The organism is Roseateles sp. GW823-FHT07B05, from assembly GCF_058794515.1.
On the sequence record NZ_JBXAGX010000002.1, the window covers coordinates 394,301 to 406,686 of the forward strand.

Annotated in this window: 7 protein-coding genes and 1 pseudogene; all 8 read left to right on the forward strand. The window is 73.3% G+C overall.

Features of this window, described 5'->3' with window-relative positions:
• Nucleotides 1-168: 168 nt before the first annotated feature.
• The gene (locus tag AC1Q7O_RS06020) at nucleotides 169-1,971 is read left to right on the forward strand and encodes a methyl-accepting chemotaxis protein (RefSeq protein WP_492660179.1); all 1,803 of its coding nucleotides are present in this window, start codon (nucleotides 169-171) and stop codon (nucleotides 1,969-1,971) included.
• A 26-nt stretch (nucleotides 1,972-1,997) separates the two neighbouring features.
• Complete coding sequence (locus AC1Q7O_RS06025) at nucleotides 1,998-2,633, forward strand: Rossmann-fold NAD(P)-binding domain-containing protein (RefSeq protein ID WP_492660178.1); 636 nt, start codon at nucleotides 1,998-2,000, stop codon at nucleotides 2,631-2,633.
• On the forward strand, nucleotides 2,630-4,000 hold the full coding sequence (locus AC1Q7O_RS06030; RefSeq protein ID WP_492660177.1) for an MBL fold metallo-hydrolase RNA specificity domain-containing protein: 1,371 nt from the start codon (nucleotides 2,630-2,632) through the stop codon (nucleotides 3,998-4,000). The genes AC1Q7O_RS06025 and AC1Q7O_RS06030 overlap by 4 nt, the downstream gene beginning before the upstream one ends.
• Entirely contained in the window at nucleotides 4,000-5,301 is a 1,302-nt protein-coding gene (locus tag AC1Q7O_RS06035; RefSeq protein ID WP_492660176.1) for a DUF4010 domain-containing protein, read from the forward strand. Before AC1Q7O_RS06030 ends, AC1Q7O_RS06035 begins: the two co-directional genes overlap by 1 nt.
• Nucleotides 5,298-7,163 (forward strand): bifunctional tRNA (5-methylaminomethyl-2-thiouridine)(34)-methyltransferase MnmC2/FAD-dependent 5-carboxymethylaminomethyl-2-thiouridine(34) oxidoreductase MnmC1, encoded by a 1,866-nt coding sequence (gene mnmC / locus AC1Q7O_RS06040; protein WP_492660175.1) that lies wholly within the window; start codon nucleotides 5,298-5,300, stop codon nucleotides 7,161-7,163. The genes AC1Q7O_RS06035 and mnmC overlap by 4 nt, the downstream gene beginning before the upstream one ends.
• A gap of 334 nt (nucleotides 7,164-7,497) precedes the next feature.
• A pseudogene (locus AC1Q7O_RS06045) lies at nucleotides 7,498-8,598 on the forward strand (methyl-accepting chemotaxis protein); the annotation flags it as partial.
• Nucleotides 8,599-8,779: 181 nt separating this feature from the next.
• A complete protein-coding gene (locus AC1Q7O_RS06050; RefSeq protein WP_492660174.1) occupies nucleotides 8,780-10,561 on the forward strand; it encodes a methyl-accepting chemotaxis protein in 1,782 nt (593 codons plus the stop codon).
• 226 nt (nucleotides 10,562-10,787) lie between these two features.
• Nucleotides 10,788-12,377 (forward strand): M4 family metallopeptidase, encoded by a 1,590-nt coding sequence (locus AC1Q7O_RS06055; RefSeq protein ID WP_492660173.1) that lies wholly within the window; start codon nucleotides 10,788-10,790, stop codon nucleotides 12,375-12,377.
• Nucleotides 12,378-12,386: the final 9 nt, after the last annotated feature.

The following is a 12,386-nucleotide window of genomic DNA, read 5'->3' on the forward strand; positions in this document are numbered from 1 at the left end:
GCCGCAACGCCGCCGCCTAGGGTTTGCGCGCCTTTTTGATCGATCCCGCGTGCCGGGCGCCCCGCCCCGCTCCCCACCCCGGCCCGCCGTGCGCATACTGGATCAACAGGCCGGCGCAACGCCGCGCTGGCGTCCTGTGATGACCCGTCATTGCCAACAGGGGAACCCATGTTCAATTCCATCCAGAAGCGTCTGACGGTGGGCTGCATGGCCGTCGTGGTGGTCAGCCTGCTCAGCGCCACCCTCTTGAACCACGGCATCGTCAGCAAGCATGTGAAGGCGCAGACGACCCAGGGCCTGAACGAGCTGAGCGCCGCGCACGCGCAGGCCATCGCCGAATGGGTGGGCACGCAGAAGGCGGTGGTGGCCGCCGTCGTGCCCGCGGCGCTGACCGACGCGCCGCAGCCCTTCCTCGTGCAGGCGCAGAAGTCGGGGCGCCTCGCCTCCGCCTACGCCGGCTACCCGGACAAGCGCATGATCTTCGACGTGCCGCAGAAGCTGCCGGAGGGCTACGACCCGACGATCCGCCCCTGGTACAAGGGCGCGGCGGCCTCCGACAAACCCATCCTGACGGCACCCTACGCCGACGCCGCCACCAAGCGGCTGCTGGTGACCTTCGCGATGGCCGTGCGCGACGGCGGCGACACCAAGGCCGTCGTCGGCAGCGACGTGTTCCTGGACGACGTGTCCAAGATCGTCGCCTCCATCCACCCGACGCCGCGCGGCCTGGCCTTCCTCGTCGACACCGACGGCCAGGTCATCGCTCACCCCGACACGCAGCGCATCCTGAAGAAGGTGTCCGAGCTGTCGCCCGCGCTGACCGCCGATGCGATGAAGCAGGCCAGCGAGGCCAACGGCCCGTGGGTGGAAGTGCGCATGGGCGAAGACGACTACCTGCTGCGCGGCGCTGCCGTGCCGGGCACCAGCTGGACGCTGATGACCGCCGCCCGCGCCGACGAGGCGCTGGCCTCGCTGGACACGCTGCTCAAGGCCGCCGCGCTGGCGCTGGTCGTCATGGCCGGGCTGGCCGCGTTCGCGGCCGCGTGGCTGGTGCGCTCCATGCTCACCTCGCTGAACCGCGTCAACGAGGCGATGGCGCAGATCGGCAGCGGCGACGCCGACCTCACCAAGCGCCTGCCGGTCAACGGCAGCGACGAGATCTCGCGCATCGCCGAGAGCTTCAACGTCTTCTGCGAAAAGATCGAGTCCACCATCCGCGAGGTGCGCACCGCGTCGGACTCCATCTCCACCGCGTCCTCCGAGATCGCCACCGGCAACGTGGACCTCAGCCACCGCACCGAGGAGACGGCCTCCAACCTGCAGCAGACGGCCAGCGCGCTGGAGGAGATCACCAGCACCGTGCGCCAGAGCGCCGACAACGCGTCCACCGCCAACCAGCTGGCCGCCAACGCGGCGGGCGTCGCGCAGCGCGGCGGCGAGGTCGTCGCGCAGGTGGTGAGCACCATGGCCGAGATCACGCAGTCCAGCCAGAAGATCTCCGACATCATCGGCGTCATCGACGGCATCGCGTTCCAGACCAACATCCTGGCGCTGAACGCCGCCGTGGAGGCGGCGCGGGCCGGCGAGCAGGGCCGCGGCTTCGCCGTCGTGGCCACCGAGGTGCGCAACCTCGCGCAGCGCAGCGCCGCATCGGCCAAGGAGATCAAGACCCTGATCGGCACCAGCGTCGAGCGCGTCGAGGCCGGCTCACGGCTGGTGGAAGACGCCGGCAAGACCATGACCGAGATCGTCGGCAGCGTGCGCCGCGTCACCGACGTCATCGCCGAGATCACGTCCGCCGCCAAGGAGCAGAGCTCGGGCATCGACCTCGTCAACGGCGCCGTCAACACGCTGGATCAGATGACGCAGCAGAACGCCGCGCTCGTCGAGGAAAGCGCCGCGGCGGCGGAAAGCCTGAAGGAGCAGGCGATCCGGCTGGCGGGCGTGGTGTCCACCTTCCGCGTGCGCTGAGGGTGGGGCCGGCTAGCATGCCGGCCATGCCCGCAGCCCCGACCACCTGGATCGCCGGCGCCACCGGCCTCGTCGGCCGCGCGCTGTGCGCCGACATGCCCAACGCCGTGGCGCTGGTGCGCCGCCCGCAGGCCGGTGCGATGACGGTGGACTACGCCCGCGCCGAGTCCTTCGCCGCCCTGCCCGCTCCGCGCCGCCTGTTCATCGCGCTGGGCACGACGCTGGCGCAGGCCGGCTCGCGCGAGGCCTTCCGCGCGGTGGACTTCGACGCCGTGCTGACCGTGGCCCGCGCCGCCCGTGCGGCCGGCGCCACGCACTGTGGCCTGGTGTCGGCGCTGGGCGCCGATGCACGCGCCGCCGTCTTCTACAACCGCGTCAAGGGCGAGGCCGAGGACGCCCTCGCCGGCCTCGGCTTCGAGCGCCTCGTCATCGCCCGCCCGTCGCTGCTGGACGGCGACCGCGCCGCGCTGGCCCAGCCGCATCGCGCCGGCGAGGCCTGGTCGCTGCGCCTGCTGCGGCCGGTGGCGGGCCTGGTGCCGCTGCGCTGGCGCCCCATCGCCGCCGCCCGCGTGGCCCGCGCGCTGCGGCTTGCGCTGGATCAGCCCAGCCCGGCCGTGCAGGTGCTCGAATCCGGCGCGATGCAGACCCTGGGAGCCCCATGAAACTCACCTTCCTCGGCGCCGCCGACACCGTCACCGGCTCGCGCCACCTGCTGACCTTGGGCGAGCAGCGCCTGCTGCTGGACGCTGGCCTGTTTCAAGGCTTCAAGGCCCTGCGCGAGCGCAACTGGATGCCGCTGGGCGGCCCGACCACCGAGCTGGACGCCGTGCTGCTGTCGCACGCCCACCTGGACCACTGCGGCTACCTGCCCGCACTGCGCCGCCAGGGCTTCAAGGGCCCCATCTACGCGACGTCCGCCACGCGCGACCTCTGCGACGTGCTGCTGCGCGACAGCGCCCACCTGCAGGAGGAAGACGCGCGCCGCGCCAACCGCGACGGCTCCAGCCGCCACGACAAGGCGCTGCCGCTGTACGGCGTGCGCGAGGCCGAGGCGACGCTCAAGCAGTTCGTCGCCGTGCCGCGCGACGGCCGGCTGACGCTGGGCGGCACCGAGGTGCGCTTCACGCCCGGCGGCCACCTGCTGGGCGCCTCGTCCATCCACGTGCGCCAGGGCACGCGCTCGCTGCTGTTCTCGGGCGACGTGGGCCGCGTCGGCGACTTGCTGATGCCCACGCCGCAGGTGCCGCCGGCGGCGGACGTCGTGCTCATCGAGTCCACCTACGGCAACCGGCTGCATCCGCCCGAGGACGCGCAGGCGCGCCTCGCACAGATCCTGCGCACGACGCTCAAGCGCGGCGGCTCGGTGCTGCTGCCCAGCTTCGCCGTCGGCCGCGCGCAGGCGCTGCTGCTGGTGCTGCAGCGGCTGCGCAACGCCGGCGAGCTGCCACTGGACGTGCCCATCTGGCTGGACAGCCCCATGGCCGAGCAGGCCACCGAGCTGACGATCAAGCACGCGAAGCTGTTGCGCATCTCCGCCACCGAAGCTCGCAGCCTGACCGACCGCGTGCGCTACGTCACCAAGCAGGCCCAGAGCCTCAAACTCGCCGCCAGCCTGGCCGCGCCGCGCGCGAAGCCGGCCGTCGTCATCTCCGCCAGCGGCATGGCCACCGGCGGGCGCGTACTGAACTACCTGGAGACGCTGGCACCGCAGCCCCAGCACCACATCGCCTTCCCCGGCTTCCAGGCCGGCGGCACGCGCGGCGCGCGCATGGTGGGTGGCGAGCGCGAGGTCAAGATCCGCGGCCGCTGGGTGCCCGTCAACGCCGAGATCAGCCACCTGGACGGCCTCTCCGGCCATGCCGATGCCGACGGCCTGCTGCAATGGCTGCGTGCGCTGCCGCGGCCGCCCGAGCAGGTCTATGTCGTGCACGGCGAGCCCGCCGCCGCCGACGCGCTGCGAAGCCGCATCCAGGACGAGCTGGGCTTGGCCGTGCGCGTGCCGCAGCACGGCGAGACCGTCGCGTGGTGATGGACGGGCTGGCCTTCGGCGTCTCCACCGACCTCCTCACCGGCCTGGCCGCCGCGCTGGGCAGCGGCCTGCTGATCGGGCTGGAGCGCGAGCGCCACAAGCCGCGCGGCGGGCGCGGCGGCAGCGGCGGCAGCGGCGAGATGGCCGGGCTGCGCACCTACACGCTGGCCTCGGTGGCCGGCGCGCTGGCGCAGGCACTGGCGCTGCCGGGGCTGGTGGCGGTCACCGCGCTGGCCGTCACGGCGCTGGCGGCACTGGGCTATGTGCGCGGCCGCGACCCCGGCCTCACGCGCGCGCTGGCGCTGCTGGTCACCTGCCTCATCGGCGCGCTGTGCGTGACGGCACCGCTGCTGGGCGCGCCGGCCGCCGTCGTGCTGACGGCGCTGCTGGCCGCGCGGCCGCGGCTGCACCGTTTCGCGACGCAGGTGCTGCGCGAGGAGGAGCTGCACGATGGCCTGCTGCTGGGCGCGCTGGCACTGGTGGTGCTGCCGCTGATGCCGCAGCAGCCGCTGCCGTGGCTGGCCGGCATGAAGGCGCATTCGCTGATCGGGCTGATGCTGTTGCTGCTGGCGCTGCAGGCGGCGGGCCACATCGCGCTGCGGCTGGCCGGGCCGCAGGCGGGGCTGGCCCTGTCGGGACTGCTGTCGGGCCTGGTGTCCAGCACGGCCACCATCGCCGCCATGGGCAGCAAGGCGCGCGCCGAGCCGGGCCTGCGGCTGGCCTGCGCGGCCGGCGCCGTCATGTCCACCGCGGCCACCTGGCTGCAGGCCGAGGCCATGCTGTTCGCGATGGCGCCGCCGCTGGCCCTCACCACGCTGCCCATCGCGCTGCTGGGCCTGTCGTTGTGCGGTGGCATGGGCTGGCTGCTGGCGAGGCGCTCGCGCCGGCTGGAGCACGACGGTCACGCCGACACGCCCGCCGCGGAGCGCCGCGGGCCGCTGCGGCTGCGCGAGGCGCTGCTGCTGGCGCTGATGCTCAGCGGCGTGGCGGTGGCCGTCAGCTGGGCGCGCGAGCATTTCGGCGCGTCGGGGCTGTTTGGTGCCGTCGCGCTGACGGCGTTTGCCGACGTGCATGCGCCCATCGCGTCGCTGGCCGGGCTGCAGGCCGGCGGCAGCATCGCTCCCACGCAGGCGCTGCTGGGGCTGCTGCTGGCCTTCGCCTGCAACAGCGTCACGCGCAGCATCGCGGCCGTGGCCGCGGGCGGCTGGGGCTTCGCCCGCTTCATCATCCCGGCGCTGGCGCTCCCGCTGCTGCTGGCCGCCGGGCTGGGGTGGCTGCTGTTGCGGGGCCAGCCCGCATGAAGCGCGCACCGCTGGTGCCGGCGCAGGTGGAGTTCAGCGCCGACGGGCCGCCGTTCGCGCCGGCGTTCGGCGACGTCTACCACGCCCGGGACGGCGCGCTGGCCCAGGCCCGCCATGTCTTCCTCGGCGGCAACGGCCTGCCGGCGCGCTGGCAGGGCCGCGAGCGCTTCGTCGTGCTGGAGACCGGCTTCGGCCTGGGCAACAACTTCCTCGCCACCTGGGACGCCTGGCGGCAAGACCCGGCACGCTGCGAGCGGCTGGTGTTCGTCAGCGTCGAGAAACACCCACTGCGGCCCGACGACCTGGCCCGCGCGCACGCCAACAGCCCGCTGCCCGAGCTGGCGGCCGAACTGCTGCGGCGCTGGCCGCCGCTGGCGCCGGGCCTGCACACACTGGACTTCGACGACGGCCGCGTGCAGCTGCTGCTGGGCCTGGGCGACGGCCGCGAGCTGCTGCGCGAGCTGGTGCTGGACGCCGACGCTGTCTATCTCGACGGCTTCTCGCCCAAGCTTAACCCCGAGCTGTGGGACGACTGGCTGCTGAAGAGCCTGTCGCGCCACGCGGTGCCCGGCACGACATTGGCGACCTGGAGCATCAACCGGCCGATGCGCCGCGCGCTGGCCGCGCTGGGCTTCGAGGTGGCGCTGGCACCGGGTTTTGCGGAAAAGCCGGAGATGACCACCGCCCGCTTCGCGCCGCGCCACACGCCGCAGCGGCCCGTCGGCCGCGAGCCGCTGGCGCCGGGGGCGCGCCACGCCGTCATCGTCGGCGCGGGCTTGGCCGGTGCGGCCTGCGCGCTGGCGCTGTCGCGTGCCGGCGTGGCCTGCACCGTCGTCGACGCGCTGCCCGGCCCGGCGCAGGCCAGCTCGGGCAACCCGGCGGGGCTGTTCCACGGCACCGTCAACCCCGACGATGGCCCGCACGCCCGCTTCAACCGCGCCGCCGCGCTGGCCACGCAGCAGCTGCTGGCCGAGCTGGGCCTGCCGCATCAGCCCGGCCTGCTGCGGCTGGAGACTCGGCTGCAGCCGGCACAGATGCCGGCGGTGCCGGGCTACGTGCAGGCGCTGTCCGCCGACGACGTGGCGGCGCGGGCCGGCGCGCCGCTGGGCCACCCGGCCTGGTTCTACGCCGGCGGCGGCGCGCTGGACCCGGCCGCCTACACGCGGGCGCTGCTGGCCGCCAGCGGCGCGCGGCTGCGGCTGGGCACGGCGGTCGCGTCGCTGCAGGCCACGCCGGGCGGCTGGCAGCTGCACGGCGCGGATGGCGAGCTGATCGAGACCGCGCCGCTGCTCGTGCTGGCCGGCGGCCACGCGCAGCTGCCGCTGCTGGGCGGGCTGGCGGACGACCTCGTCGTGCAGCGCGGCCAGCTCACCCACCTGGCCGAGGCGCCGTGGCAGCCGGGCGTGCCGGTGGCCGGCGACGGCTATGCGATCGCCGATGGCCGCGGCGGCGCCTGGTGCGGTGCGACGGCGCAGGACGGCGACGCCGACCCGGCGCTGCGAGAGGCCGACCAGGTGGAGAACCTCGCGCGCTACGCCCGCCTGGCCGGGCTGGGCACGCCGCCGCAGGCGCCGCTGGCCGGCCGCGTCGGCTGGCGCCTCGTGGCGGCCGACCGGCTGCCGCTGATCGGCGGCCTGGCCGCGGGCGACGCGCCAGCGGAGCAGCTGCGCCTGCAGCCGCGCCAGCCGGGCCTGGTGGTCTGCACCGGGTTCGGGTCGCGCGGCATCACGTGGGCCGCGCTGGCCGGCCGCCTCGTCGCGGCGCTGGCGCTGGGCGGCCCGCGCCCGCTGGAGGCCGAGCTGCTGGACGCCGTGGACCCGCTGCGCTTCGCGTTGCGCCGGCAACGCAGGCCCGCCCGCTGAGGCCGGCGTTCGCACAACTATTGCCGCTTTGGCCCGCTGATCGCGCGGCCACCTCGCCGGGTGCGGGACGACACTGCGCGCTGTTGCCGGCCCGGCCGGCTTTCCCCTTATTCATGGAGACCTCGGCATGTTCGGTTCTGGCAGCGGTTCGCAACGGTTGAAAGTGGCGCTTGGCGTGGTGCTGGGCGTGGTGACCGTGGGCGTCGGCCTGGCACTCTCGGGCCTGGGCGACGGCGCCGGCTCCGCCAAGGGCTGGCTGTGGGCCAGCCTGGTGCTGACCTGGGTGGTGGGCGCGTTCGCGCTGGCCACCAGCGGCGGCGGCAAGGGCTCCAGCCTGCATGCCGCCACCGAGGCCGCCGAGGCGCTGGCCCGCTTCGACCTGACCCACGCCATCCCCAGCGGCGGCTCCGACGACGTGGGCCGCCTGCTGACCGCGCTGGAAGGCACGCAGCGCGCGCTGCAGAAGATCATCGGCGACATGCGCAGCGCGGCCGACAGCATCGGCACCGCAAGCGCCGAGATCGCCACCGGCAACCTGGACCTGAGCCAGCGCACCGAGCAGACCGCCAGCAACCTGCAGAACGCCGCCTCCTCCATGTCCGAGCTGACCGGCACCGTCAAGCAGACGGCCGACGCCGCCATGACCGCCAACCAGCTCGCCAGCTCTGCCGCGTCCGTCGCGCAGCGCGGTGGCGAGGCGGTGTCGCAGGTGGTCGCGACGATGGAGCAGATCAGCCACAGCTCGCGCAAGATCAACGAGATCATCGGCACCATCGATGGCATCGCGTTCCAGACCAACATCCTGGCGCTGAACGCCGCCGTCGAAGCCGCCCGTGCCGGCGAGCAGGGCCGCGGTTTCGCCGTCGTGGCCGGCGAAGTGCGGCTGCTGGCCCAGCGCAGCGCCGAGGCCGCCAAGGAGATCAAGAGCCTCATCAGCGCCAGCGTCGAGCGCGTGGATTCCGGCACCCAGCAGGTCGAGGCCGCCGGCGCCACGATGACCGAGATCGTCGCCAGCGTGCAGCGCGTGACCGACATCATTGGCGAGATCAGCGCCGCCGCGCGTGAGCAGAGCGAAGGCATCGGCGTCGTCAACGCGTCCGTCGTGCAGCTGGACCAGATGACGCAGCAGAACGCCGCGCTCGTCGAGGAATCCGCCGCCGCCGCCGAGAGCCTGCGCGAACAGTCCGGCCGCATGGCCGAGTCGATCAGCGTGTTCCGCCTCAGCGGCGCAGCCCACCAGCGTTCGGCGGCCCCGGCCCCCAAGGCCAAGGCGCCCGCGCCCAAGACGGCAGCGCCCAGGCCGCCGGTGGCCACGAGCAAGCCGGCCGCCGCCAGGCCGCTGCCCAAGGCCGCACCGGCCCCGGCCTCCGTGGCAGCACCGCGCGCCGCCCCGGCGCCCGCGGCGACCGCCGACGGCGACTGGGAAACCTTCTGAGCAGGCGGCGTGATGGACCGCAACACCCTGAACAAGGCGCCCATGGGCGCCTTTTTTCATGCCGACTTTCCATCCAACCGGACAGGCATGCCGCCCGGCTGACCCGGGCGTTCCTGATCACCACGCGAACGCGGTCGTGCCTGCATGACCGCGGCAGCACAACAACAAGGAGACTGACACCATGTTCAACGCGATGTTCTCTCGACGCTCCATCGGCCAGCGGCTGGGTGGCGGGTTGTGCCTGGTGCTGCTGTTCGCGCTGGTGAGTTCGGGGCTGGGCTACTGGGGCCTGCGCAAGGTGGCCAGCGAGACCGACGAGCTCTACCGGAGCGCGCTCGTCACCGAGCGCGTGGCGGCGGACTGGTACCGCAACGTCTTCAACGGCACGACGCGCACGACGGCCATCGCGGTCAGCGCCGACCCCGGCCTGGCCTCGTTCTTCTCGGCCCAGGCCGCCGAGGCCACGCGCATCTCGACGGACCTGCAGCAGAAGCTCGACAAGCTGCTCACGCTGCCGCAGGAGCGCGCGCTGTTCGACCGCATCGCCGAGCTGCGCAAGTCCTACATCGCCGCCCGCGACACGCTGACGGCCGCCAAGAAGGCCGACGAGGCCGACCGGGCCAAGGCCATCTTCGACAAGGAGTTCCTGCCCGCCTCCAACGCCTACCTGGACGGCATCAGGAACGTGGCCCAGCAGCAGCGCGACCAGCTGGACGCGGCCGTGCAGCGGCTGCAGGCCGCCAACGACCGGGCGCGCCTGGGGCTGCTGACGTTCGCGCTGGTGAGCCTGGCGGCCGGCGGCGTGCTGGCCTGGTGGCTGACGCGCTCCATCACCGGCCCGCTGCACGAAGCCGCCCGCGTGGCGGACGCCATCGCCCGCTTCGACCTCACGCACCAGATCGACGTGCGCAGCCAGGACGAGACGGGTCGGCTGATGCAGTCGCTGCACAGCATGCAGTCGGCGCTGCTGCGGCTGATCGGCGAGGTGCGCGGCTCCACCGACAGCATCAACACCGCCAGCACCGAGATCGCCACCGGCAACCTGGACCTGAGCCAGCGTACCGAGCAGACCGCCAGCAACCTGCAGAACGCCGCCTCGTCGATGGCCGAACTGACCGGCACCGTCAAGCAGACGGCCGACGCCGCGATGACCGCCAACCAGCTCGCCAGCTCCGCCGCGTCGGTGGCGCAGCGCGGTGGCGAGGCCGTGTCGCAGGTGGTCGCGACGATGGACCAGATCAGCCAGAGCTCGCGCAAGATCAACGACATCATCGGCACCATCGACGGCATCGCGTTCCAGACCAACATCCTGGCGCTGAACGCCGCCGTCGAAGCGGCACGTGCCGGCGAGCAGGGGCGCGGCTTTGCGGTCGTCGCCGGCGAGGTGCGCACGCTGGCCCAGCGCAGCGCCGAGGCTGCCAAGGAGATCAAGAGTCTCATCGGCGCCAGCGTCGAACGCGTGGACTCGGGCACCCAGCAGGTGCAGGCCGCCGGCGCCACGATGACCGAGATCGTCGCCAGCGTGCAGCGCGTCACCGACATCATTGGCGAGATCAGCGCCGCCGCGCGCGAGCAGAGCGAGGGCATCGGCGTCGTCAACGCGTCCGTCGTGCAGCTGGACCAGATGACGCAGCAGAACGCCGCGCTCGTCGAGGAATCCGCCGCCGCCGCCGAGAGCCTGCGCGAGCAGTCCAGCCGCCTGGCCGAGGCGATCAGCGTGTTCCGCCTCAGCGGCGCCGGCCAGCCCCGGGCGGCCGCGCCGGCCAGGGCACCGGCACCCCGGCCGGCCACGGCCGGCAAGCCGATCGCCAAGGCCGCGCCAGCCCGGCCCGCGGCCAGCAGCGCCGCCAAGCCTGCGGCCAGGCCCGCGCCCCAACCGCAGCCGCCGGCCGTCGCCACGCCGGTGACCGCCCCGCGCCCTGCCCCGGCGCCGGCCGCCGACGGCGACTGGGAAACGTTCTGAGCGGCGCGTCCGCCCGCCCATGAAGCAAGCCGGGTAACGCCCGGCTTGCTGCTTTGTGAATCCGGGCGCACCCGTCACTGCGCCGGGCGACAACGGCGCGCAACGCCCTGGGAGTCCTGCCAGGACCGCCTCCGAAGGCCTGCCACGAGAGTGCTTGCACCCCGCCGCTACCCGCGCCGGGGCCACGAGCAGTACTCCCTGAACCAACCCCCTTCGGAGTCAATCCATGCAACCCACCCCACGTCTCGCGCTGTCCGCCCTCACGCTGGCCTGCGCCACCAGCATCGCCCAGGCCCAGGCCCCCACGGCGACTGCAGCCCAGACCGATGCCCGCGCCGCGCGCGCCACGCTGCTGCGCGCCAATGCCGAGAACTTCGTGCGCCAGTTCCCCGGCCTGAGCCTGCACGACAAGGACCACAGCTACGAAACCCGCGACGTCATCCAGGACGACGACGGCGTCGCCCATGTGCGCATGGACCGCCGCATCGCCGGCCTGCGCGCCATCGGCGCCGATCTGGTCGTGCAGAGCGACCGCTTCGGCAACTTCGCGACGATGCACCAGACCGCGCAGCGCCTGCCCAAGGTCGACACCAAGCCAGCGCTGGGCGCCGGCCGCGCCGCCGTCCGCGCGCTGGACGCCCACGGCGGCAGCCTGCAGGGTCGGCCGGAGCTGGTCGTCTGGGCCCGCGAGGACCAGCCCCGCCTGGCCTGGGAGGTGCGCGTCAGCGGCGAAGCGAGCGACGGCACGCCGTTCGAGAAGCACGTCGTCATCGACGCGGCCACCGGCCGGCAGCTAGATGCGTGGGACGACGTCCAGACCGCGGCCGCCAACGGCACCGGCCGGACGCTGTACAGCGGCAACGTGGCGCTGACGACCAACAGCATCAGCGGCGGCTACGAGCTGCGCGACCCGAGCCGCGGCAACACCTACACGATCAACCTGAAGAACCGCACCAGCGGCGGCAGCATCCTGACCGACACCGACAACACCTGGGGCAACAACGCCACCAGCGACACCGCCAGCGCCGCCGCCGACGCGCAGTACGGCACCGCCGTGACGTGGGACTACTACAAGAACGTGCATGGCCGCAGCGGCATCGCCAACGATGGCAAGGGTGCCTACAACCGCGTGCACTACGGCCGCAACTACGCCAACGCCTACTGGTCGGACTCGTGCTTCTGCATGACCTACGGCGACGGCAACGGCAGCAGCGTCAAGCCGCTGGTGTCGCTGGACGTGGCGGGCCACGAGATGACCCACGGCGTCACGAGCCGCACCGCCGGGCTGATCTACTCCGGCGAGTCCGGCGGGCTGAACGAGGCGACGTCGGACATCTTCGGCACCATGGTCGAGTTCTACGCCGCCAACGGCAGCGACGCGGGCGACTACCTGATCGGCGAGAAGATCGTCAGCAGCGGCTCGCTGCGCAACATGGTCAAGCCCAGCAGCGACGGGGCCTCGGCGGACTGCTGGTACTCCGGCGTCGGCAACCTGGACGTGCACAACAGCTCGGGCGTGGCCAACCACTTCTTCTTCCTGCTGGCCGAAGGCACCAACAGCAGCTACGGCCGCAGCCCGACCTGCGTGAGCGGCAACACGCGCGTCGCCACCGGCTCGGGCACGCTGACCGGCATCGGCCGCGCCGCGGCGGCCAAGATCTGGTACCGGGCGCTGACGACCAAGATGACGTCCAACACCAACTACGCCGGGGCGCGCACGGCCACCATCGCCGCCGCGAGCGAACTGGCCGCAACGCTGGGGGCCGACTACTCGGCCCAGGTGGCCGCGGCGTGGAGCGCGGTGGGCCGCAACTGAGGCCGCGCG

Excerpts from the sequence above, each read along its gene's own strand:
- AC1Q7O_RS06030 (WP_492660177.1), top strand. The coding sequence starts at position 2,630 with ATGAAACTCACCTTCCTCGGCGCCGCCGACACCGTCACCGGCTCGCGC.
- mnmC (WP_492660175.1), top strand. The coding sequence starts at position 5,298 with ATGAAGCGCGCACCGCTGGTGCCGGCGCAGGTGGAGTTCAGCGCCGAC.
- AC1Q7O_RS06035 (WP_492660176.1), top strand. The coding sequence starts at position 4,000 with ATGGACGGGCTGGCCTTCGGCGTCTCCACCGACCTCCTCACCGGCCTG.
- AC1Q7O_RS06050 (WP_492660174.1), top strand. The coding sequence starts at position 8,780 with ATGTTCAACGCGATGTTCTCTCGACGCTCCATCGGCCAGCGGCTGGGT.
- AC1Q7O_RS06055 (WP_492660173.1), top strand. The coding sequence starts at position 10,788 with ATGCAACCCACCCCACGTCTCGCGCTGTCCGCCCTCACGCTGGCCTGC.
- AC1Q7O_RS06020 (WP_492660179.1), top strand. The coding sequence starts at position 169 with ATGTTCAATTCCATCCAGAAGCGTCTGACGGTGGGCTGCATGGCCGTC.
- AC1Q7O_RS06025 (WP_492660178.1), top strand. The coding sequence starts at position 1,998 with ATGCCCGCAGCCCCGACCACCTGGATCGCCGGCGCCACCGGCCTCGTC.